The following is a 21,063-nucleotide window of genomic DNA, read 5'->3' on the forward strand; positions in this document are numbered from 1 at the left end:
GAACACCCTGGCCCCCATAGCTCAGGGGATAGAGCGTCTGCCTCCGGAGCAGAAGGCCGTAGGTTCAAATCCTACTGGGGGCACCATGCGACTCCTTCGGGATCGAGCCCGTTCCTAGACGGCGTCCAAGTCCGTCTCGAGCAGCTCCACGAGCTCGTCGAGGGCTCCCTCCGCGCCCGGTGTGTCCGAGCGCAGGGTGACGACCGTCCCCTTGCTTGCGGCGAGGCCCATGAGCGAGAGGATGCTGCGCGCATCCAGCTCGGGTCCGTCGCCGACGGCGATCGTGACCGGGATGGCCTTCTCCTGCACCGACTGGACGAACAGTTTGGCGGGTCGGGCATGGAGTCCCGAGGAACTGGCGATGGTGGCGTGACGTTCGGTCATGGGATGTGTCCTCGTTCTGAGTGTCGGATGGTTACGCGGCCACGGTCTCCCGGACCGGCTGCTCGGCGGTGGTGTCGGCCGGCGCCGACTCGACCCTGCGGCCGGGAGCGGTGAACCGCTTCAGAGCCGTCACGATCAGGGCGGTGGTGACCGTTCCGGCGACGAGAGCCAGTAGGAAGCCCCACAGCGGGTCGATCGCGAAGAAGACGAAAACGCCGCCGTGCGGGGCGCGCGACTCGACGGCGAAGGCCATCGCGAGGCCGCCGGCGACCGCTCCCCCGACGAGGTTCGCGGGGATGACGCGGAGCGGGTCCGCCGCGGCGAACGGGATGGCGCCCTCGGAGATGAACGAGGCGCCCAGCAGCCAGGCGGCCGCGCCGTTCTCGCGCTCCACCTCGGTGAAGCCGCGCCGGTACAGGACCGTGGAGGCGAGGGCCATGCCCAGCGGGGGCACCATTCCGGCGATCATGACGGCGGCCATGACCTGGAAGCTGGCGTCCGTCTGCTGCGCCAGGCCGGCGACGGCGAACGCGTAGGCGACCTTGTTGACCGGGCCGCCGAGGTCGAAGCACATCATCAGTCCGAGGATGATGCCGAGCACGATCGCAGCGCCGCCGCTCAGACCGTTGAGGAAGCCGTTCAGCTGGGTCATCAGCCAGGCGATCGGGGCACCGAGGATGAGCAGCATCAACCCGGACGCGATGATGGACGCCCCGAGCGGGATGATCACCACCGGCATCAGGCCGCGCAGCCACCGCGGGACGGTGGGACGCCCGATCAGCCACGCCGCGAATCCGGCGAGCAGACCGCCGACCAGGCCGCCGAGGAATCCGGCGTTCATGAAGACCGCGATGGCGCCGGCGACGAAACCGGGAGCGATACCCGGCCGGTCGGCGATGGCGAAGGCGATGTATCCCGCCAGCGCGGGCACCAGGAAGCCCAGGCTCACGCTGCCGATCTCGAACGCGATCGCGCCGAGGTAGTAGCCGAGCCCCTCCGGCGGGAGGTTCCAGATCGCGAAGTGCTGCAGCGTGTACACGGCGTTGTTCACGCCGGAATCGCCGTGCGCCAGCGCGATGCCGTACCCGCCGAGGAAGGGCAGGAAGCTGATCGCGACGAGCAGCCCGCCGCCCGCGACGAACGGGATCATGTAGCTGACGCCCGTGAGCAGGATGCGCTGGAGGTTGCGGCCCCACGACACGTTCTGGGACGGCGCGGACGATGCCCCGGACGTCGTGTTGGCACCGGCCTGGACGCGGGCACCGTTCGGGTCCTTCGCGACGGCGACCGCCTCCGCGACGAGTGCCGCGGGCTGCTCGATGCCGCGCTTGACCCCCGAGCGGACGACCGGCTTGCCGGCGAAGCGCGCCTCTTCGCGCACATCCACGTCGTTGGCGAAGATGACCGCGTCGGCGGCATCGATCACACTCTGCGGGAGCGCCTGGTAGCCGCTCGAACCCTGCGGCTCGACGACCAGGTCGACACCGGACTTCTTGCCGGCCGCGGTGAGCGCGTCGGCGGCCATGAACGTGTGGGCGATGCCGGTCGCGCAGGAGGTGACGGCGACGATCCGGGCCGGGCGGCCGTCGATGAGGAGGCCGTCGGCGACGGCGGCATCCGGGCGGGCCGTCTGCGGCGCGGCGGCGGGCGCCGCAACAGTGGCCTCCCCCTCGCCGATCGCCTCGTCGACGAGCGCGACGACATCCTGCGGCGTCTTCGCGGCACGGAGGCCGGCGGTGAACTCCTCCAGCATCAGGCTGCGAGCGAGCTTCGAGAGCACCGCGAGGTGCGTCTCCGCCGCGTCGGCGGGGGCGGCGATGAGAAAGACGAGGTCGGCCGGGCCGTCGGAGGCGCCGAAGTCGACGCCGGGCTTCAGCCGGGCGAACGCCAGGGACGGCACGGTCACGGCCGCGCTCTTCGCGTGCGGGATCGCGATGCCGCCCGGTAGCCCGGTCTCGTCCTTCTGTTCACGAGCCCAGGCGTCCTCGTAGAGGGCGTCGGCGTCCGTCGCCCTCCCCTGCGCGACGACGTGCGCGGCGAGCTCGCGGATCACCTCGCTCTTGTCCGCGCGGCCCACGTCGAGCTCGACGAGTTCGGGGATGATGGTCTTCGATGACACGGTGTCCTCCAGGGTGGTTCGGGGTGACAGGTGGATGGGGTTCAGGGATGCAGCGCGGCGACGCGGATGTCGCCCGGCGGCAGGTCGAGGGGGCGCGGGGCCTGGGTGCCCGGCAGGGATGCGGCGGCCGAACCGTAACGGACCGCGTTGACGAGCCGTTCCGCGGGGGCGGCGTCGGCGAGGTCGGCCAGCAGGTAGCCCGCGAGGGCGCTGTCGCCCGCTCCGACCGTGCTCCGCACCCGGATGCGCGGCGCCTCGGCGACGAACGCGCCGTCGGCGGTGACGAGGACGGAACCCTCCGCGCCGAGCGTGATCAGCGCCGCGCCGACGGTCTCCGGGACGAGGGGGCCCGCTGCGGCGAGGACCGCGTCGACCAGCCCGTCCGGATCCGGCCGGCCCGTGCCCGTCAGCTCGGCGAGCTCCTGCTCGTTCGGCTTGATCAGGTCCGGTTGCGCGTCGAAGACGGCGGCACGCAGGGCGTCGCCCGACGTATCGACCGCGATCTTCGGTGCATCGTCCCGCCACCGGTCACGGACCGCCCGGATCACGGTCACGTAGAAGTCGTCCCCCGCACCGGGCGGGAGTGATCCGGCCAGGACGAGCCAGCGTGCGCCCGCGCACGCGTCGACGACGGCCGCGACGAGTGCCGCGCTCTCCGCGCGCTCGAGGATCGTGCCCGGCAGGTTGAGCTTGGTCGTGATGCCGGCCGGGTCGGTGATGGTGAGGTTCGCGCGGGCGTGGCCGTGGATGGGGACGGGACGCGTGCGCACACCGGCCGACTGCAGCGCGACCCCGAACGGGTCGTCCGCGGCGAGCGGCAGGACGGCGAGAGCTGGGACGGCAGCGGCGGCGATCACCCGGGCGACATTGATGCCCTTGCCGCCCGCATCCTCCCGCGCCCCGACCGCACTCTGGACCTCGCCGGGCAGCAGCGGGGCGCCGAGCGTGACGGAGCGGTCGAGCGACGGGTTGGCGGTGAGCGTGACGATCATGCGGACCACACCTCGACATCCGCCGCGGCCAGCGCCTCGGCCAGGGCGCCCTCCGGCGCGACATCCGTCACGAGCAGGTCGATGGCGTCGAGCGGCGCGAAGGCGACGAGCGACTCCTGCTGGAACTTGCTGGAGTCGGCGACGACGACGACACGGCGCGCAGCGCGGACGATGGCCTCCTTCACGGCGGCCTCCTCCGGGTCCGGCGTGCTCAGGCCGAAGCCGGCCGAGACGCCGTTGGCGCCGACGAACACGATGTCCGGGCGCAGCGAGTGGATGGACCGAACGGTCCCGGCGCCGACCGCGGCGGCGGTGACCCCGCGGATGCGCCCGCCGATCACGGTCAGCGACACGCGCTCGGTTCCGGCCAGCGCCGGCGCGACGGCCAGCGAGTGGGTCACGACCTCGGCCTCGCCGCGTGTGCCGGACAGCCGGTCGGGCAGGAGTTCGGCGACGGCGGCGGTGGTCGTGCCCGCGTCGAGGTAGAGGGAGCCGCGGAAGCCGTCTCCGAGGATGTCCAGCGCCCGCGCGGCGATGCGCTGCTTGGTGTCCGCCCGCAGCGCTGTGCGCTCTGAGACGGAGACCTCGGAGGTGCTGACGCGGTCGATCGCGACGGCTCCGCCGTGCACCCGCCGGAGCGCACCGGACTGCTCGAGCGCGTCCAGGTCGCGGCGCACGGTCTCGGTCGTGACCCCGAATCGCTGGGCGAGGTCGACGACGGCGACGCGGCCGTCGTCGAGCAGCATCCGCTCGATCAGCCCCTGGCGCTCCATTGCGTACACGCGGTGTCCCTCCGTTGGTTTCCCACACGTTACAACACGTTCACAGAGAAAACAACATGCAGATGTGGTTTTCTGTTGCCGTCCTCGGGCGGCCCGTAGAATCGACACTCCGATGGACTGCTCCTACTTCGACGCCGGCGTATGCCGCTCGTGCACGCTGATGGGCGTCCCGTACGCGGAGCAGCTCGACGGCAAGGACCGCCTGGCCCGTGAGCTGCTCGCCCCCTTCGGCGACGCCACCTGGCTCGCGCCGGTCGCGAGCGCAGAAGCGGGATACCGCAACAAGGCCAAGATGGTGATCGGCGGCACCGTGGAGCGGCCGACCATCGGCATCCTCGACGAAGCCGGCCGCGGCGTCGACCTGCGCGAATGCGGCATCTGCTCCCCCGGCATCCGCGCTGCGCTGCCCGTGCTCGCGGGGTTCATCACGCGGCAGCGGCTGGAGCCGTACCGCGTCCCCGAGCGCCGCGGCGAGCTGAAGTACGTGCTCGTCACCGAGTCGCCGGACCACGAGCTCATGGTGCGCTTCGTCGCCCGCTCGGGGCAGACGGTCGCGCGCGTCCGCGCCGGCCTCGGCCGGCTGCTGGGCGACCTGCCGAACGCCCGCGTCGTCACGGTGAACGTGCAGCCCGAGCACAAGGCGGTGGTGGAGGGCGACACGGAGGTCGTGCTCACCCGGGAGTCCACCCTCACGATGCGTCTCGGACCCGTGTCGCTGCGCCTCCGGCCGCAGAGCTTCTTCCAGACCAACACCGACGTGGCCACCGCCCTCTACGGGCAGGTCGCCGCCTGGGTCGACGAGATCGGCCCGGCCTCGGTGTGGGACCTGTACTGCGGCGTCGGCGGGTTCGCCCTGCATGTCGCTGCTCCCGGACGCCGGGTGGTCGGCGTCGAGACCAGCCGGGAGGCCGTGCGCAGTGCCCGGGCGACGGCGGCCGCCGCCGGACTGCCGCAGGTGGCGTTCCGTGCCGGTGACGCGACGGCGTTCGCCGTGTCCGCAGCGGCGGCGCCGGAGCTCGTGATCGTGAATCCGCCGCGCCGCGGGATCGGAGCAGAGCTCGCCGGGTGGCTCGAGGGATCCGGAGTCGGCAGCGTCGTGTACTCCAGCTGCAACCCGAAGAGCCTCGCACACGACCTCGCACGGATGCCGTCGTACCGGGTCCGGGCCGGCCGGGTGCTCGACATGTTCCCGCAGACCGGACACATGGAGGTGGCGGTGCTGCTCGAGCGCCGCTGAGCGACGCGTCCGCTCAGGCGTCCTTCCGCTCAGGTGTCCTTCCGGATCCAGCGGAACGTGATCCGGCTCGCCAGCAGACCGACGACCAGCCAGACCGAGAGCACGATCGCGATCCCGGCGAGCTGCCAGCTGCCTCCCGGCTCCCGCGCCTCGAAGTCCGGCGGCAGGAAGACGCTGCGCATCCCCTCGGCGATCCACTTCAGCGGGAACACGCTGGCCACGTTCTGCAGCCACGTCGGCAGCACGTTGAAGGGGATGTAGACGCCGGAGATGAACTGCAGGATCAGGACGATCGGGATGATGACGGCCGTTGCACTCCGACCGGTGCGCGGAATGGAGGACAGCGCGATCCCGAGCACGGCGGATGTCACTATGCCGAGCAGGTAGATCCACGCGAAGCGTACCCAGAGCTCGGCTTCGGTCGGGAGCGCGACGTCGAACGCGAACCGGGCGACCACGAGCAGCAGGCCGATCTGCAGCACGCTCGTCGCGAGCACCTGGCCCATCTTCCCGATGAAGTACGAGATCACCGGCAGCGGGGTGCCGCCGAGGCGCTTCAGGGTGCCGTCGCTCTTCTCCCCCGCGATGTCGACGGCCAGGTTCTGGACGCCGGAGAGCAGGATGCCCGCCGCGATCATGGCGGGCAGGTAGTAGGCGGCCTGGCTGATCCCTCCCGTGCCGTCCGGCGCCGCTCCGACGTCCCCCATCCCCTGGAACGCGACGGAGAAGATGCCGAGCATCACGACCGGGAACAGGAAGGTGAAGAAGATCGTGTCCGGCTGGCGGAAGTAGGTGATCGTCTCGTACCTGGCCCGCTCGATCCCCAGGCCGAGGGCGCTCACGACTCCGCTCCCGCCCGCTGGACGAGGTCGAGGTACACATCTTCCAGGCTCGGCCGGATGACCTCGAGGTCGGAGGGCTCGCCGCCGGTCTCCGCGGTCAGCCGTGCGACGACGGCCGCGGGCGTGTCGGTGCGTTCGGAGCGCGGGATGCCGTCCGCGTCACGCCAGCGCACGATCGGGACGCGGGCCGCCGCTCCCCCGAGCTGGTGGATGGCGCCCATGTCGACGAGCCGTCCCTCGGCGATCACGGCCGCGCGGTCGCTCAGCTGGGCGGCCTCGTCGAGGTAGTGCGTGGTGAGCAGGATGGTGGTCCCCTCGCGTTTCAGCGAACGGATCAGCTCCCAGAACTGGTGCCGCGCCTCGGGGTCGAAACCGGTGGTGGGCTCGTCGAGGAACAGCAGCTCGGGCCGGCCGATGACGCCGAGCGCCACGTCGAGCCGCCTGCGCTGGCCGCCGGACAGGCTGCGGACGCGCGCCTTGGCCTTGTCGGAGAGCCCGACCGCCGCCATCACCTCGTCGACGTCGCGCGGCGTCGGGTAGAACCGTGCGAAGTGGGTGAGCTGTTCGCGGACGGTGACGTTCGTCGCCTCCGCCCCGGTCTGGAGGACGATTCCGAGTCGTGCTTTCCACTTCGTCCCGCCTTTGGCCGGATCGACACCGAGGACGGACACGTCGCCCGACGACCGGTCACGGTATCCCTCGAGGATCTCGATCGTCGTACTCTTACCGGCGCCGTTCGGGCCGAGCAGGGCGAACGTCTCCCCCGCGTGGATGTCGAAGTCGATCCCCCGCACGGCGTCGAACGATCCGTAGGACTTCCGAAGCTCCCGGACCGTCACCGCGCTGTCGCTGCTCACGGCCTCAGTATGGCAACCGGCCGGTGGACGTGTGTCCACCGGCCGGTGGTGTCGCTCAGATCGCTCGGATAGCTCGGATCGCTCAGCTCGCCGCGGTCTCGCGCTTCGGCAGCTTCCAGCCCGGGCGCACGAAGTGGCAGGTGTAGCCCCACGGGATGCGCTCCAGGTAGTCCTGGTGCTCCGGCTCGGCCTCCCAGAAGGGACCGGCGGCGGTCACCTCGGTGACGACCTTTCCGGGCCACAGCCCCGACGCGTCCACGTCGGCGATGGTGTCCTCGGCGACGCGGCGCTGCTCGTCGTTCTCGTAGAAGATCGCGGAACGGTAGCTGGTGCCGACGTCGTTACCCTGGCGGTTCTTCGTCGACGGGTCGTGGATCTGGAAGAAGAACTCGAGCAGGTCGCGGTAGGTGGTCCGCTCGGGGTCGTACTCGATCTCGATCGCCTCGGCGTGGGATCCGTGGTTGCGGTAGGTGGCGTTGGGGACGTCGCCCCCGGTGTAGCCGACGCGGGTGCTGGTGACGCCGGGGAGCTTGCGGATGAGATCCTGCATGCCCCAGAAACATCCGCCGGCGAGGATGGCCTTCTCAGTCATTTTCTGTGTCCTTACTTCTCGAAGAGCTTCGTGTAGTCGCCGTAGCCGGCCGCGTCGAGCTCGGAGAGCGGGACGAAGCGGAGGGCGGCGGAGTTGATGCAGTAGCGCAGGCCGCCTGCCTCGGCGGGCCCGTCGTCGAACAGGTGACCCAGGTGGCTGTCGCCGTGGGCCGAGCGGACCTCGGTTCGCACCATCCCGTAGGTGCGGTCCACCTTCTCGACGATGTTCGCGGGCTCCACCGGAACGGTGAAGCTCGGCCATCCCGAGCGACTGTCGTACTTGTTCACGGACGCGAACAGCGGCTCCCCCGACACGATGTCGACGTACAGCCCCTCCTCGTGGTTGTTCCAGAACTCGTTGCGGAAGGCGGGCTCGGTGGCGGCCTCCTGCGTGACCGCGTACTGGCGCGGCGTCAGCTGGGCGAGGGCCTCCGGGTCCTTGCGGTAGTCCTGTGTCACGTTTCCTCCTCGTGCGGCGCGCTGGCTGCGGCGCCGTCAGTAGATGGAACACCCGAGCACTCCGGGATGGTCCCGCTGATCCTGTGAGTTCGCCGAGTGCGCGAAAGCCGAACGGAAAGGGGTAGACGCGCGCCGAAGCCGCCCCCTAGCCTGGCGGCGTTCCGAGAGCGTCACCCACCCGTTCACAGCACAGAGCGAAGGAACATCCATGCCGAATCCCACCATCGTCCTCGTCCACGGCGCCTGGGCGGACGCCTCCAGCTGGAACCCCGTCATCTCGGATCTCCGCGCGCGGGGATTCACCGTGTACGCCCCGCCGAACCTGCTCCGCGGAGTGACCGGGGATGCCGCCTACGTCGCCGCCTTCCTCGCGCAGCACACCGAGGGGCCGGTCGTTCTCGCCGGGCACTCGTACGGCGGCGCCGTCGTCAGCGGCGCCGGGCTCGGCGGCGGCGATGTGCGGGCCCTCGTCTACGTGGATGCGTTCATCCCCGACGAGGGAGAGAACGTCGTCGGTCTGCTCGCCGGCTCCGGCTCCGCCCTCGACGTCCCCGACCCGACGACGGTGCTCGACATCGTCGGCTACCCCGGGGCGCCGGAAGGCGATGCGGACGCGTACCTGAAGGCATCGACGGTCCGCGATTTCTTCGCCCAGGACCTCTCCGAGACCGACCAGGACCTGATCGCCGCCGGTCAGCGGCCGATCGCGCTCGCCGCCAACGTCATCGCGGCCGGCCCTGCCGCGTGGCAGAGCCTCCCCGTCTGGTCCGTCGTCGGCACCGAGGACCGCATCATCCCTCCAGCGCTCCAGCGGCGGATGTCCGAGCGCGCGCAGGCGACGATCGTGGAGACGGCCGCAGGGCACGTGTCGATGCTGGCCGCCCCGGATGTCGTGACAGGCACGATCGTCGCGGCGGCCGAGTCCCTCTCCTGAGTCACGGGCGGGCCTCGTGGCCCGGTTCGCCGTGGGTGCGCCGCTGCTCCTTGAGCTCCGCCTCGTAGAGGTGGCGGCGGCCCCCGGCGAGCCGGTCCCGCGCCTCGCGCTCGAGGTCGCGGAACAGGGCGTAGTAGCCATCGTCGTAGTCCTCGACGATCTGGAACGTCCACCGTCCCTCGATGACGTTCCGGCCGAGCAGCTCGCGCTCGATGCGGTCGGCGAGGTCGGCGTGGCCTGCGTCGCGCAGCTTCTCCACGGCCTCGCCGAGCGTGAAATCGGCCTTCCCGGTCAGGCGGTGGAAACCGTAGAGGAGTCCGCGCGCGTGCTCGACCACCTCGAGCGCCTCGCTGAGGCTGCCGAGCGCATCCACCGTCGCGTCGTCCAGGCCGCCGGGTCGCGTGTGGGGTTCGTCGGGTCCGTCGGTCATCGGTTCTCCTCGTCTCTCGGGCTCGCCGCCTCGGCGGCCGCGGCGGTGCGGTCGGCGTCGGCGTCGAGGTCGCCGTCGCTGTCCCGGATGATCGGGATGGCGTCGGTGAACTGCTGCGCGCGCTGCTCGTTCTCGGGGCTGCCGCTGAACAGGCGGCCCTCCTCCTCGCTGCGGGCGCGCGCCGGCCGGTCGCGCGGTTCCGGCGGCTCGACGAGCTCCACCCGCTGTCGCGGGAGCGACGTGGGAGAGTACCGCTGCATCCAGTCGATCAGCCGCTCGCGGACGAGGCAGCGCAGGTCGAACAGCGTCGGTGCGTCCTTCGCGGTGACGAGCACCCGAACGCGCACCCAGCCTCCGATGGCGTCGGTGACCTGGAGGATGCCGGTGCGGTGGTCCCATAGATCCGTGGTGGCGAGGATGCGGTTGAGCTCCGCGCGCATCCCGCCGGTCGACACCCGCCAGTCGAGGTCGAACTCGATCGAGCCGAGCAGCTCGCTGTGCTGCCGCGTCCAGTTCTCGAACGGCTTCGTCGTGAAGTAGGTGGATGGGAGCACGAGTCGGCGGTCGTCCCAGACGTGCACGACGACGTAGGTGAGCGTGATCTCCTCGATGGTGCCCCACTGCTGCTCCACCACGACGACATCGTCGATGCGGATGGCGTCGGAGAACGCGAGCTGGATGCCGGCGAACAGGTTCGCGAGGCTCGACTGGGCGGCCACACCGGCGATGATCCCGATGACGCCTGCGGAGGCCAGCAGGCTCGCGCCCGCCGCCTGCAGCGCGGGGAACGTCAGCAGCACAGCTCCCAGGCCGATGACGACCGCCGCCACGATGGTGAGCCGCCGCAGGATGAGCACCTGGGTGCGCACGCGCCGCGCGTAGCGGTTGTCCGGCACGTCGAGCCGGTAGCGCGCGAGCCCGAGGTCCTCCACGAAGACGACGAAGGCGGCGACGAACCAGACGCCGGTGGCGATGCTCAGGATGAGGAACGTGTGATTGATGCCGCTCCGCCAGGCCGCCGTGACCTCCGGCGGCATGCTGACGGCCACCGCGATCCACAGCACGATCACGACGAGGAACAGCCGGAAAGGCACGCGGACGTGGCGGATCAGCAGCTCGGGCCACTGTCTCCTCCGGCCGATCAGACGCAGCACCACCGCCAGGATGGCCGTGACGGCGACCGCGACGACGACGGCCAGGAGGCAGGCGACGGCGAGGCCGGGCCAGCTGTGGAGGGGGAACACGGGTGGGAGGACTCCTCGGGGTCGAATTCGCGAAGGAGTGTACGCGCGCACCGCCGGAGGGTCGACCCGCCCTCGCAAGCGCGGGGCCAGCGGACTAGCCTGGCCATTCGGGGCGACGTCCGCCGATCGGCGACGCAGGACGCGTAAAGGAGCGGGAATGGCAGCGACACGGACACTCTTCATCGGCGGGACGGGCGTCATCAGCTCGGCGTGCGTGGCGGAGGCCCTCGAGCAGGGCCACGAGGTCACGGTGGTGAACCGCGGGAACAGCTCGACCCGTCCCCTCCCCGATGGCGTCGAGGTGCTGCACGCCGACATCCGCGACCCGGAGAGCGTGCACCGCGCGCTGGGCGAGCGCAGCTTCGATGTCGCCGCCGAGTTCCTCGCCTTCACGCCCGAGCACATCACGACCGACTTCGACCTGTTCGAGGGCCGGGTCGGGCAGTACGTCTTCATCAGTTCCGCCTCCGCCTACCAGAAGCCGCCGTCGCGCGTGCCGGTGACCGAGTCCACCGCGCTGCGCAACCCGTTCTGGCAGTATTCGCGCGACAAGATCGCCTGTGAGGATGCGCTGATGGAGGCGTACCGCGACCGCGGCTTCCCCGTCACGATCGTGCGGCCGTCGCACACCTACGACCGCACGATGATCCCGACGTCCGGTCACTGGACCGACCTCGAGCGGATGCGCCGGGGCGCCCCCGTCGTCGTGCACGGCGACGGGACGAGCCGGTGGACGATCACGCACAACACCGACTTCGCGGTGGGGTTCGTCGGACTGCTCGGCCGCCCGGAGGCCGTCGGAGACGCCTTCCACATCACCGGCGACGAGGCCCCGACGTGGGATCAGATCTACTGCTACCTGGCGGAGGCGCTCGGCGTCGAGGCCGAACTCGTGCACGTGTCGAGCGAGTCGATCGCCGCCGTGATCCCCGAGGTCGGCCCCGGCCTCCTCGGCGACAAGGCCCACTCGATGCACTTCGACAACAGCAAGATCAAGGCGATGGTTCCCGGGTTCCGTGCGCGGGTGCCGTTCGCCCGCGGCGCCGGGGAGATCGTGGAGTGGTACCTCGCCGACCAGGAGCGGCAGCGTGTCGACCCCGACCTGGATGCGGCGTTCGACCGCCTCGTGGAGCACGCCCGCGCGCTCGGCTGAGCACGCGGGCGCGCTGCGTCACTTGGTGTAGCCGCTGCCGGAGGTCGGCGTGGACGACGAGGAGGTGATCTTCGTGCCGTCCGGTGCGACGACCCACCAGATGCCGCCGAAGCCCTGGCCGGTGACGTCGCCGGCCGAGGAGTCGCCGGCGTAGGTGTACAGCGGGTGCCCATCGAGGGTGACCTGCTTCTTGCCGTCGACGCCGGTGATCGTTCCGACGGTGCCGGTGACCCCCTGCACGGTCGGGTGGTCGCTCCCGGCCTCGATGGCCGGCCACTGGGTGGCGCACTGCCCGGAGCAGACGCTCATCCCGGAACCGGCGGTGTCCTTGTCGAAGACGTAGGCGGTGAGGCCTTTCCCGTCGACGACCACGGTGCCGAGCGTGGTCGAGCCGGTCTTCAGGGCGGTCGCGCCGGACGCAGAGGCGCCGGACGACGTGGACGTCGACGGACTGGACGAGGCGGGCGCCGAGTATCCCCCGCCTCCCGTGGTCGAGCAGGCGGCGAGCGCCAGGAGGACGGCGGCGGCTCCGGCCGCCAGTGCCGCGAAGCGCGTGGGTGAGGTGATGTTTCTCATGAGCGGATGCTCCCTTCCACCCATGGCACGCTGCCCGAAGGGCGGATGGTTCACTTCCGGAGAGGACCATCAGGCGCCTATTCGGAAACAGGAGCTTTACTATAAAGAAACTTTCCTGATACATTTCCGCGAGAGCATCGTTCCGACGAAGGGATGAGGATGACCGGACCGGTTCGGGGCACCCCCGGGTGGCTGCGCGAGACCAACGATCGCACCGCCCTGTCGTTGCTGCTGCAGCACGGCGTCCTCACCCGCAACCGCATCGGCGAGCTCTCCGGGCTCTCCAAGCCGACCGCCGCGCAGATGGTCGCGCGGCTCGAGACGGCGGGGCTCATCCACGTCGTCGGGGAGGTCTCCGGCGGCCGCGGTCCGAACGCCGCCAGCTACGCGGTGCGGACCGACCGGATGCTCGCCGTGGCCATCGACATCGACGCCGAGGCCCTGCACTCGACCGTCGTCGACGCCTCCGGCTCCGAGCAGCCCATCGCCGTCACGCCCCTCGCCGGACGTTCCCCCGAAGAGGATGTGCGCGCGGCGATCGACGCGGCCTGCGCAGTAGCGGGCGCCGATCCGCAGCAGGTGCGCTCCGTCTGCATCGGCGTGCAGGGAGCACTCGACCCGCGCACCGACGAACTGACCTACATCGAGACGCTCCCCGGCTGGCCCAAGCAGGGCATCGGCCGGCGGCTGCGCGACGCCCTCGGCATCGAGGTGCGCATCGACAACGACGTGAACCTGGCCGCGCTCGCCGAGCGCACGGACGGCGCCGGGCGCGACACGGGCGGCTTCGCGCTGCTCTGGATGGGCGACGGCCTCGGGCTATCGGTCGACCAGGGCGGCAGCGTCCACCGCGGCGCGTCCGGGGGCGCCGGCGAGATCGGCTATCTGCCCATCCCCCGCTCCGCCGCCGAGCTCGACCCCGAGGCAGGCGACCTGCAGGACCTCATCGGAGGCCCGGCGGTCGCCCGGCTCGCGGCCCGCCACGGGGTCTCCAGCGACGGCGCCTTCGCCGGCGACCCGCACGCACGCGAGGCGTTCCTCGGCGAGCTGGCCAGCCGGGTCGCCGTCGGCGTCGTCCCCGTCCTCGCCCTCCTCGACCCGGAGCTGGTCGTGCTGGGCGGCCCCACCGGCTCGGCGGGCGGCGACCGGCTCGCCGAACTCGTCACCTCCGAACTCCGCCCCGCCTGGGGCGAACGCAGCGTCGTCGCGACCGGCGTCGACGCCCACCCGGTGCTCCGCGGAGCCAGGGAGCACCTCATCGGCGAGGTGCGCGACGCGCTCTTCGCCGAAGTGTCGCGGATCGCACCGTAGCGACCCGCGACCGCACCACCGCATCCACCCGCACCACCCCATCCACCCACATCCCGCACCACCACACCTGCACCCACCGACAGTGAGGGAGCCACCCGTGAAACACCGCCATCTCATCGCCGCGGCAGCGGTCACCGCCGCCGCCGCGCTCGCCCTCTCCGGCTGCTCCGGCGGCGGAGGCGGCACCGACTTCGCCGCCAGCACCCCGAAGGACCTCAGCGGCACCGTGTCGTTCTGGCACTTCTTCTCCGACCGCGAGGCGAAGGTCATCCAGTCCGTCGTCGACGACTTCGAGAAGAAGTACCCGAAGATCAAGGTCGACGTCCACTCCGGCCAGGACGACGAGAAGCTCCAGAAGGCCATCGCCACCGGCAGCAAGGTCGACGTGGGCCTCTCGTACTCCACCGACATCGTCGGGAACTTCTGCTCGAACGGCGCCTTCCGCAGCCTCAACAAAGTGATCGAGCGCGACGGCGTCGACATGAGCCAGTTCTCCGACACCGTGAAGTCGTACACCGAGTTCAAGGGCACCCGCTGCGCGATGCCGATGCTCGCCGACGTCTACGGCCTCTACTACAACACCGACCTGCTGAAGGCGGCCGGCTACACCGCGCCGCCGAAGACGCTCAGCGAGCTGGAGTCGATGGCCGAGAAGCTGACGACCTTCAACCCGGACGGCTCCATCAAGACCCTCGGCTTCAATCCGACCATGGGCTGGTACGAGAACTCGGCCGCCCACGTCGGTCCCGCCGCCGACGCGAAGTGGCTGAAGTCCGACGGCACCAGTGCGGTCGGCTCCAGCGAGGGCTGGAAGGAGCTGATGACCTGGCAGAAGAAGTTCGTCGACACCATCGGCTGGGACAAGCTCAACGCCTTCACCTCCGGGCTCGGTCAGGAGTTCTCGGCCGACAACGCGTTCCAGACCGGGCAGGTCGCGATGAACCTCGACGGTGAGTACCGCACGGCGTTCATCGACGACCAGGCGAAGGACCTCCACTACGGCACCGCGCCCTTCCCGACCGCCGATGACCAGACGCAGCTGTACGGCGGCGGCTACATCACCGGCAACATCATCGGCATCTCCAAGGGGTCGAAGCAGCCCGAGCTCGCCTGGGCGCTGCTGCGCTACCTGACCACCGACACGGACGCCGTCGTGAAGCTCGCCAACGGCCTCAAGAACGTGCCGACGACGAAGGACGCGCTCGCCTCGCCGAAGCTGGAGGTCTCGGAACAGTTCAAGACGTTCCTCGACATCGCGTCGAACAAGAACGTCCAGACCACGCCGCCGAGCCCGCTCGGCCCCGGCTACCAGCAGTCGCTCCAGGACTGGTGGAACAAGTATCAGAGCCAGGGCGGCGACCTCGACGCCGGACTGAAGTCGGTCGACAAGCAGATCAACGACGCGCTCGCGCTGAGCACCGGACCGTGAGCCGGACGCCATGACCGCGACCGCAGAACGCGTGGGGCGGGCCACCGCCCGCCCCACGCGCCGCTCCCCGGCCCGCCGCAAGCGCTCCCTGGTGACGCTGGCGCTGCTCGCGCCGGCCCTCCTCGGGCTGCTGATCTTCTTCGTCTACCCGCTGATCGCCTCCGTCTACTACTCGTTCACGCGGTTCGACCTGGTGTCGCCGCCGCAGTGGATCGGCCTGCGCAACTACCAGTACCTGTTCACGCAGGACCCGAACGTCTGGCTGGCGACGCTCAACACGCTGTGGTTCGTCGTGATCTGGGTGCCGGTCAAGACGGCGTTCGCGCTGATCGTCGCCGGGCTCCTCGCCCGGGCGCGCCGCGCATCCGGCTTCTGGCGGACGGTGTTCTACCTGCCCGCCCTAGTGCCGCCGGTCGCGAGCGTCGTCGCGTTCGTCTTCCTGTTCAACCCGGGCACCGGACCGGTGAACCACATCCTCGGCTTCTTCGGCATCCAGGGACCGCTGTGGTTCAACGACCCGGCCTGGTCGAAGCCCTCCCTCGTGCTGCTCGGAATCTGGGTCATGGGCGACGTGATGATCATCTTCCTCGCCGCCCTGCTGGATGTGCCCCGCGAGCAGTACGAGGCGGCGTCGCTCGACGGCGCCAACGGCGTGCAGAAGGTGCGCTACGTGACCATGCCGTCGATCGCCCCCGTGCTGCTCTTCGCCGTCGTGACCGGCGTCATCGCGGCCATCCAGTACTTCACCGAGGCGGCCGTGGCCTCCTCGGTGGCGTCGGGCAAGGCCGTGGTCGGGCAGGGCATCAGCTCCAATCTCGGCTACCCGGACGGCTCGCTCCTCACGTACACGCAGTGGCTGTATGTGCGCGGCTTCGGCACCTACCAGCTCGGCTACGCCTCCGCCCTCGCGGTGCTGCTGTTCGTGGTGGCCGCGGTCATCCTCGTCCTGCTGCTCCACCGCTTCAAGGCGTTCACCCCGGAAGGCGCGCAATGACCTCGGCAACCCTCACCCCCGGCACGGCGACGACGGACCGTCCCGCCCTGCCGCCCCGGCGCATCCCGACCCCGCGGTCCGCCCGCGCCCGGCGCATCCTGAGCTGGATCGCCGAGCACGCGGTGCTCGTCGTGCTCGCGGTGCTGTTCATCGCGCCGGTGATCTTCGTGTTCCTCACCTCGCTGATGTCGAGCGAGCAGACCCTGACCGCATCGCTCTGGCCGCAGCCGTTCCACTGGGACAACTACGTCAAGGTGTTCACGACGGTGCCGCTCGCGCAGTGGTTCGCCAACTCCGCGATGTACGCTGTGCTCGCGACGGCCTTCATGCTGCTCTCGAGCGTTCCGGCCGCGTACGCGCTCGCCAAGATCCGGTTCCGTGGCTCCGGCGTGCTGTTCACCGTGATCATCATCGCCATGCTGCTGCCGCCCCAGGTGACGGCCATCCCGATCTACGTGATGTGGTCGCAACTGGGACTCACCGGGACGCTGTGGCCGCTCATCCTGCCGAACCTGCTCGGCGATGCGTTCTCGATCTTCCTGCTCCGGCAGTTCTTCCTCACCATCCCGAGCGAGTACGCCGACGCGGCGCGGATCGACGGCAACGGCGAGTTCGGGGTGCTCTGGCGGGTGGTGCTCCCGATGGCGAAGCCGGGGATCGCGGCCACCGCGATCTTCCTGTTCTTCGCCTCCTGGAACGACTACTACGGGCCGCTCCTCTACACCTCCGAGAACCCGGCCGCGTGGCCGGTCGCCTACGGCCTGGCGTCGTTCCGCGGCGTCCACGGCACCGACTGGGGGCTCACCATGGCCATGACGATGCTCGTCACCGTCCCGGTCGTCCTCATCTTCTTCTTCGCCCAACGCGTCTTCGTGGAGGGCATCACACTCACCGGCGTGAAGGGATAAACACGTGAAACTGACGGTCGTCGGAGGCGGCTCCACCTACACCCCCGAGCTCATCGACGGGTTCGCGCGGCTGCGCGACCTGCTCCCGATCGAGGAGCTCTGGCTGGTCGACCCCGATCCGGAGCGCCTGCGCCTGGTCGGCGGGATGAGCCAGCGGATGTTCCGCGCGGCCGGCCACCCGGGTCGCGTCGTGCCCACCTCGGACCTGGTCGCGGGCGTCTCGGACGCGGACGTCGTCCTCATCCAGCTGCGGGTCGGCGGTCAGGCGGCGCGCCACGGCGACGAGACCTGGCCGCACGAGTGCGGCTGCATCGGTCAGGAGACGACCGGCCCCGGCGGCTTCGCCAAGGCGCTGCGGACGGTGCCGGTCGTGCTGCGCGTGGCCGACGCGGTCCGCACGCACGCAAAGCCGGGCGCCTGGATCGTCGACTTCACCAACCCCGTCGGCATCGTGACGCGCGCGCTTCTCCAGGAGGGCCACCACGCAGTCGGGCTCTGCAACGTCGCCATCGGCTTCCAGCGGCGGTTCGCCGGGATGCTCGGCGTCGCCCCGGCACAGGTTCAGCTCGGCCACGTCGGGCTGAACCACCTGACGTGGGAGCGCTCCGCCCTCGTCACCGACGACTCCGGCACGCGCGACGCCCTTCCCGAGTTGCTCGGCACCCGGCTGGAGCAGCTCGCCGAGGAGGTCGAGCTCCCCGCGTCCCTGATCCGGCTGCTCGGCGACGTGCCCAGCTACTACCTGCGCTACTACTACGCCCACGACGAGGTCCTCCGCGAGCAGCTCGACTCCCCCACCCGCGCCGAGGCCGTGCAGCGCGTCGAGCGCGAGCTGCTGGAGCTGTACGGCGACCCGGCGGTCGACACCAAGCCCGAGCAGCTCTCGCAGCGCGGCGGCGCGTTCTACTCGGAGGCGGCGGTCGACCTGATCGCCTCGCTCACCGGCGACCGCGGCGACGTGCAGGTCGTGAACCTGCGCAACGACGGAGCGCTGCCGTTCCTCCCCGACGACCATGTGATCGAAGTGTCGGCGACAGTGGATGCGCGGGGCGTCACCGCCCTCCCGATCGACCCTCTGCCCGCCGATCACGCCGGGCTGATCTCCCACGTCGCAGGCTACGAGCGGCTCGCGCTCGACGCCGCGGTGCACGGTGGACGCGACCGCGTGCTGCGGGCCATGCTCGCGCATCCCCTCGTCGGTCAGTACGATCGGGCCGAGCGACTGACCGACCTACTGATCGCTCACAACCGCGACCACCTGGAGTGGGCCAAGTGACCGACGACAACGCGCCCATCGCGCCGCTCGTGATCGCCGTCGACGGCGGCGGATCGAAGACGGACGCGGTGGCGCTGGAGCTCGACGGCACGGTCGTCGCCGAGGCGAGGGGCACCACCTCCAGCCCGCACCTGATCGGGATGCGCGGCTCGGCCGATCTCGTCTCGGCACTGATCGGCCGCCTGCTGGAGCAGACCGGCCCGCGTCCGATCGCCGCTGCCAACCTGTACCTCTCGGGACTCGACCTGCCCACCGAGATCGACGACTTCCGGGCGAGCATCGCGGGGACGCCGTGGGCGGCGGCGACGGTCGACAACGACCTGTTCGCCCTGCTCCGAGCGGGAACCGACGAGCCGGACGCGGTCGCCGTGGTCTGCGGCACGGGCATCAACTGCGTCGGCGTCCGCGCCGACGGCGCCGTCGTCCGCTACCCGTCGCTCGGGACCATCTCGGGCGACTGGGGCGGCGGCTGGCACCTCGGAGAGCGTGCGCTCTGGCACGCGGCACGCGCGGTCGACGGCCGCGGTCCGGCGACGGAGCTCGCCAGGGCGGTCCCCGCGGCGTTCGGGCTGGACAGCGTCCAGGCGGTCATCGAAGCGCTGCACTTCGGCCGCCTCCCGAACCGCGACCTCGCGCTGCTCGCACCGACCGTGTTCGCGAGCGCGCGCGCCGGGGACGCCATAGCGGCGGCGCTGATCGACGAGCAGGCGGAAGAGATCGCCACCTTCGCGGTGACGACGCTGCGCCGACTCGACCTGCTCGACCGGCCGGTCCCCGTCGTCCTCGGCGGCGGCGTGATCGGCGGGCGCGACGAGCGGCTGCTCGGCACCATCGAGCGGCTGCTCGCCGAGCGGGCGCCGGCAGCGCGCATGGAGCTCGTCACCGCCGCGCCCATCCTCGGCGCCGCCCTCCTGGCACTGGAGTCGGCCGGAGCAGACCCGGCCGCGCTGGACGCTGCCCGACGCACTCTGGAGGAGCGACCCGCCGCGGTGGTTCAATAGCCGCACGGACCACGATCACGACTCGGAGCGGGCGCGGATGGTCGAGCAGCAGCTCGTCCCGCGCGGGATCGAGGACCAGCGCGTCCTCGATGCGATGCGACGTGTGCCCCGGCACCTGTTCGTGGAGCCGTCGGCCGAGCCCTACGCGTACGAGGACCATCCGATGCCCATCGGCGATGGCCAGACGATCTCGCAGCCGTACATCGTCGCGCTGATGCTGCAGGCGGCGCGGATCGGCCCGGAGGACGTCGTGCTCGATGTGGGCACCGGCTCGGGATACGCGGCAGCCGTCGCCTCTCTGCTCGCGCATCGCGTGGTCAGCATCGAGCGGCATCCTGGGCTGGCGGTGGGGGCCGCGGCGACGCTGGACGCACTCGGCTACCGGGTGGAGGTGGTGACCGGCGACGGCACGCTGGGCTGGCCGTCCGGCGCTCCGTACGACGTGATCCTGGCGGCCGCGACAGGTCCAGCCGTTCCCGGCGCCTGGCGGGCGCAGCTCGCGCCGGGCGGACGCGTGGTCATGCCGGTCGGGCGGCCGGGAGGCGCGCAGCACCTGGCCGCGTTCACGCGCGGCGACGACGGGTCGCTGCACGAGACGAACCTCGGCGGTGTGGCGTTCGTGCCCCTGCTGGGTGAGCAGGGCTGGCCGGTGCGGCCGCCCCGGGACTGAGCACCGCTCAGGCCGCGACGACCTCGCGAGCCGGGACGGCGACCCTCAGCGCTCGGAGCAGCGCGGTCAGCTGCCCGGCCGGGGCGGCGATGTCCTCGGGGTGCCACTGCACCGCGAGGAGCGGGGCGTCGGCGTGCTCGATGGCCTCGACGTGGCCGTCGTGGGACCGGGCGGTGACGACGAGGTCGGCGCCGAGCGCATCCACCGCCTGATGGTGGGCGCTGCGCACCTCGAGCGAACCCGCTCCGAGGAGATCGGACGCGCGGCTGCCCGCCTCGACCTGCACGGTGTGCGTGGTGAGCACCTGCGGGATGGGGACGCCGCGGTTGACGTGCGCGCACTCCTCGCCCAGGTCTTGGACCAGCGTGCCGCCCAGCGCGACGTTCACGATCTGGAGCCCGCGGCAGATGCCGAGGAGCGGAGTGCCGCGCACCAGGGCGGCGTGCACCAGGGCGATCTGCGCGGCGTCGGCCGCCGGCAGATGCCGGGACTCGTTGGGGTAGCCCGTCCGGCCGCCGTAGAAGTCGGGATGGATGTCCTCGCCGCCGACGATGACGACGGCGTCGGCCGGCTCGGTCTCGGCGAGCAGTGCGTCGGCGCCGCGGTCCGCCGCGAGCCGGTCGACCCTCCAGCCTTGCGCCTCGGCCTCGGCGATGACGTTGCCGACGAGCAGCTGGACGTAGTCGTGATAGGCCGGATCATGGCCGCGGAAGCGCGTGGCCTCGACGACGGCGAGAGTCGGCTGCTCGGACATGATCCCATCCCACCAGCAGGGTCCGTCGAGCGCACGGGTGGCCGTAACAGGCCGAAACAGTGACACTGTCGGAGAGCACCAATAGACTCGGCTGCGTATCAGCCGGACCCGAGAGAGTGG

The 21,063-nt window shown here is 70.9% G+C and carries 22 protein-coding genes and 1 tRNA gene; 11 read left to right on the plus strand and 12 right to left on the minus strand.

The genetic code is table 11. The annotated features are described in order from the left end of the window. The first annotated feature begins 10 nt into the window (after nt 1-10). A tRNA-Arg gene (locus BLR91_RS11730) sits at nt 11-86 on the plus strand. Between the two features lie 28 nt (nt 87-114). Here the strand turns inward: BLR91_RS11730 and BLR91_RS11735 are convergent. Genes BLR91_RS11735 through BLR91_RS11750 form a run of 4 tightly spaced genes read right to left on the minus strand, consistent with a single transcriptional unit; the run spans nt 115 to nt 4,277 of the window. Continuing rightward, nucleotides 115-384: an HPr family phosphocarrier protein gene (locus BLR91_RS11735; RefSeq protein WP_089875194.1), complete on the minus strand. Its 270-nt coding sequence runs from the start codon at nt 382-384 to the stop codon at nt 115-117. A 31-nt stretch (nt 385-415) separates the two neighbouring features. Then, the gene (locus BLR91_RS11740; RefSeq protein ID WP_089875192.1) at nt 416-2,503 is read right to left on the minus strand and encodes a PTS fructose transporter subunit IIABC; all 2,088 of its coding nucleotides are present in this window, start codon (nt 2,501-2,503) and stop codon (nt 416-418) included. A gap of 41 nt (nt 2,504-2,544) precedes the next feature. Next, nucleotides 2,545-3,495 carry a hexose kinase gene (locus BLR91_RS11745; protein ID WP_172823208.1) on the minus strand — a complete coding sequence of 317 codons (951 nt, stop codon included), beginning with the start codon at nt 3,493-3,495 and terminating at the stop codon, nt 2,545-2,547. Beyond that, nucleotides 3,492-4,277, minus strand: a complete 786-nt coding sequence (locus BLR91_RS11750; protein ID WP_231918894.1) for a DeoR/GlpR family DNA-binding transcription regulator — start codon at nt 4,275-4,277, stop codon at nt 3,492-3,494. Before BLR91_RS11750 ends, BLR91_RS11745 begins: the two co-directional genes overlap by 4 nt. A 112-nt stretch (nt 4,278-4,389) precedes the next feature. On the opposite strand from BLR91_RS11750, the gene rlmC reads away from it, so the two are divergent. Continuing rightward, entirely contained in the window at nt 4,390-5,514 is a 1,125-nt protein-coding gene (gene rlmC, locus BLR91_RS11755; protein WP_089875186.1) for a 23S rRNA (uracil(747)-C(5))-methyltransferase RlmC, read from the plus strand. A 29-nt stretch (nt 5,515-5,543) separates the two neighbouring features. Here rlmC and BLR91_RS11760 read toward each other — a convergent pair whose 3' ends face one another. The 4 genes from BLR91_RS11760 to msrB all read right to left on the minus strand — a co-directional run bounded on the left by BLR91_RS11760 (nt 5,544) and on the right by msrB (nt 8,263). Next, a complete protein-coding gene (locus tag BLR91_RS11760; protein ID WP_089875185.1) occupies nt 5,544-6,356 on the minus strand; it encodes an ABC transporter permease in 813 nt (270 codons plus the stop codon). Beyond that, on the minus strand, nt 6,353-7,213 hold the full coding sequence (locus tag BLR91_RS11765) for an ABC transporter ATP-binding protein (protein ID WP_089875183.1): 861 nt from the start codon (nt 7,211-7,213) through the stop codon (nt 6,353-6,355). The genes BLR91_RS11760 and BLR91_RS11765 overlap by 4 nt, the downstream gene beginning before the upstream one ends. 82 nt (nt 7,214-7,295) lie before the next feature. Beyond that, nucleotides 7,296-7,805: a peptide-methionine (S)-S-oxide reductase MsrA gene (gene msrA / locus BLR91_RS11770; protein WP_089875181.1), complete on the minus strand. Its 510-nt coding sequence runs from the start codon at nt 7,803-7,805 to the stop codon at nt 7,296-7,298. Nucleotides 7,806-7,816: 11 nt separating this feature from the next. Further along, the gene (gene msrB, locus BLR91_RS11775; RefSeq protein ID WP_018190319.1) at nt 7,817-8,263 is read right to left on the minus strand and encodes a peptide-methionine (R)-S-oxide reductase MsrB; all 447 of its coding nucleotides are present in this window, start codon (nt 8,261-8,263) and stop codon (nt 7,817-7,819) included. A 208-nt stretch (nt 8,264-8,471) separates the two neighbouring features. Between msrB and BLR91_RS11780 the strand changes: the two genes are divergently transcribed. Further along, nucleotides 8,472-9,197, plus strand: coding sequence for an alpha/beta fold hydrolase (locus BLR91_RS11780; RefSeq protein ID WP_089875180.1), 726 nt, complete (start codon nt 8,472-8,474; stop codon nt 9,195-9,197). Nucleotide 9,198: 1 nt separating this feature from the next. On the opposite strand, the gene BLR91_RS11785 is transcribed toward BLR91_RS11780, so the two are convergent. Both BLR91_RS11785 and BLR91_RS11790 read right to left on the minus strand, forming a co-directional pair. Next, on the minus strand, nt 9,199-9,627 hold the full coding sequence (locus BLR91_RS11785; protein WP_089875178.1) for a hypothetical protein: 429 nt from the start codon (nt 9,625-9,627) through the stop codon (nt 9,199-9,201). After that, nucleotides 9,624-10,871 (minus strand): mechanosensitive ion channel family protein, encoded by a 1,248-nt coding sequence (locus BLR91_RS11790; protein ID WP_089875176.1) that lies wholly within the window; start codon nt 10,869-10,871, stop codon nt 9,624-9,626. The genes BLR91_RS11785 and BLR91_RS11790 overlap by 4 nt, the downstream gene beginning before the upstream one ends. 157 nt (nt 10,872-11,028) lie before the next feature. Between BLR91_RS11790 and BLR91_RS11795 the strand changes: the two genes are divergently transcribed. Further along, nucleotides 11,029-12,024, plus strand: coding sequence for an SDR family oxidoreductase (locus tag BLR91_RS11795; RefSeq protein ID WP_018190315.1), 996 nt, complete (start codon nt 11,029-11,031; stop codon nt 12,022-12,024). An 18-nt stretch (nt 12,025-12,042) separates the two neighbouring features. On the opposite strand, the gene BLR91_RS11800 is transcribed toward BLR91_RS11795, so the two are convergent. Beyond that, nucleotides 12,043-12,600 (minus strand): COG4315 family predicted lipoprotein, encoded by a 558-nt coding sequence (locus BLR91_RS11800; protein WP_089875174.1) that lies wholly within the window; start codon nt 12,598-12,600, stop codon nt 12,043-12,045. Nucleotides 12,601-12,759: 159 nt separating this feature from the next. Here BLR91_RS11800 and BLR91_RS11805 point away from each other — a divergent pair, with 159 nt between their 5' ends. The 7 genes from BLR91_RS11805 to BLR91_RS11835 all read left to right on the plus strand — a co-directional run bounded on the left by BLR91_RS11805 (nt 12,760) and on the right by BLR91_RS11835 (nt 20,189). Then, nucleotides 12,760-13,911 (plus strand): ROK family transcriptional regulator, encoded by a 1,152-nt coding sequence (locus BLR91_RS11805; RefSeq protein ID WP_089875173.1) that lies wholly within the window; start codon nt 12,760-12,762, stop codon nt 13,909-13,911. 97 nt (nt 13,912-14,008) lie between these two features. Next, the gene (locus tag BLR91_RS11810) at nt 14,009-15,340 is read left to right on the plus strand and encodes an ABC transporter substrate-binding protein (protein WP_018190312.1); all 1,332 of its coding nucleotides are present in this window, start codon (nt 14,009-14,011) and stop codon (nt 15,338-15,340) included. Nucleotides 15,341-15,350: 10 nt separating this feature from the next. Further along, a complete protein-coding gene (locus BLR91_RS11815) occupies nt 15,351-16,334 on the plus strand; it encodes a carbohydrate ABC transporter permease (protein ID WP_089875171.1) in 984 nt (327 codons plus the stop codon). Then, nucleotides 16,331-17,242, plus strand: a complete 912-nt coding sequence (locus BLR91_RS11820; RefSeq protein ID WP_018190310.1) for a carbohydrate ABC transporter permease — start codon at nt 16,331-16,333, stop codon at nt 17,240-17,242. Before BLR91_RS11815 ends, BLR91_RS11820 begins: the two co-directional genes overlap by 4 nt. Before the next feature lie 4 nt (nt 17,243-17,246). After that, nucleotides 17,247-18,518 (plus strand): 6-phospho-beta-glucosidase, encoded by a 1,272-nt coding sequence (locus BLR91_RS11825; protein WP_089875170.1) that lies wholly within the window; start codon nt 17,247-17,249, stop codon nt 18,516-18,518. Continuing rightward, nucleotides 18,515-19,519 carry an N-acetylglucosamine kinase gene (locus BLR91_RS11830; protein WP_089875168.1) on the plus strand — a complete coding sequence of 335 codons (1,005 nt, stop codon included), beginning with the start codon at nt 18,515-18,517 and terminating at the stop codon, nt 19,517-19,519. The genes BLR91_RS11825 and BLR91_RS11830 overlap by 4 nt, the downstream gene beginning before the upstream one ends. Beyond that, nucleotides 19,473-20,189, plus strand: coding sequence for a protein-L-isoaspartate(D-aspartate) O-methyltransferase (locus BLR91_RS11835; protein WP_269457365.1), 717 nt, complete (start codon nt 19,473-19,475; stop codon nt 20,187-20,189). Before BLR91_RS11830 ends, BLR91_RS11835 begins: the two co-directional genes overlap by 47 nt. A 7-nt stretch (nt 20,190-20,196) precedes the next feature. Here the strand turns inward: BLR91_RS11835 and BLR91_RS11840 are convergent, their stop codons facing one another. Continuing rightward, complete coding sequence (locus BLR91_RS11840) at nt 20,197-20,943, minus strand: gamma-glutamyl-gamma-aminobutyrate hydrolase family protein (protein WP_089875165.1); 747 nt, start codon at nt 20,941-20,943, stop codon at nt 20,197-20,199. Between the last annotated feature and the right edge of the window lie 120 nt (nt 20,944-21,063).

The sequence above is a fragment of the Leifsonia sp. 466MF genome (assembly GCF_900100265.1).
Taxonomy (GTDB): Bacteria; Actinomycetota; Actinomycetes; order Actinomycetales; family Microbacteriaceae; genus Leifsonia.

Bases quoted from the DNA above. Each gene is read 5' to 3' on its own strand.
- BLR91_RS11805 (WP_089875173.1), top strand. From the start codon at position 12,760: ATGACCGGACCGGTTCGGGGCACCCCCGGGTGGCTGCGCGAGACCAAC.
- msrA (WP_089875181.1), bottom strand. From the start codon at position 7,805: ATGACTGAGAAGGCCATCCTCGCCGGCGGATGTTTCTGGGGCATGCAG.
- BLR91_RS11840 (WP_089875165.1), bottom strand. From the start codon at position 20,943: ATGTCCGAGCAGCCGACTCTCGCCGTCGTCGAGGCCACGCGCTTCCGC.
- rlmC (WP_089875186.1), top strand. From the start codon at position 4,390: ATGGACTGCTCCTACTTCGACGCCGGCGTATGCCGCTCGTGCACGCTG.
- BLR91_RS11745 (WP_172823208.1), bottom strand. From the start codon at position 3,495: ATGATCGTCACGCTCACCGCCAACCCGTCGCTCGACCGCTCCGTCACG.
- BLR91_RS11815 (WP_089875171.1), top strand. From the start codon at position 15,351: ATGACCGCGACCGCAGAACGCGTGGGGCGGGCCACCGCCCGCCCCACG.
- BLR91_RS11800 (WP_089875174.1), bottom strand. From the start codon at position 12,600: ATGAGAAACATCACCTCACCCACGCGCTTCGCGGCACTGGCGGCCGGA.
- BLR91_RS11735 (WP_089875194.1), bottom strand. From the start codon at position 384: ATGACCGAACGTCACGCCACCATCGCCAGTTCCTCGGGACTCCATGCC.
- BLR91_RS11785 (WP_089875178.1), bottom strand. From the start codon at position 9,627: ATGACCGACGGACCCGACGAACCCCACACGCGACCCGGCGGCCTGGAC.
- BLR91_RS11780 (WP_089875180.1), top strand. From the start codon at position 8,472: ATGCCGAATCCCACCATCGTCCTCGTCCACGGCGCCTGGGCGGACGCC.
- BLR91_RS11795 (WP_018190315.1), top strand. From the start codon at position 11,029: ATGGCAGCGACACGGACACTCTTCATCGGCGGGACGGGCGTCATCAGC.
- BLR91_RS11820 (WP_018190310.1), top strand. From the start codon at position 16,331: ATGACCTCGGCAACCCTCACCCCCGGCACGGCGACGACGGACCGTCCC.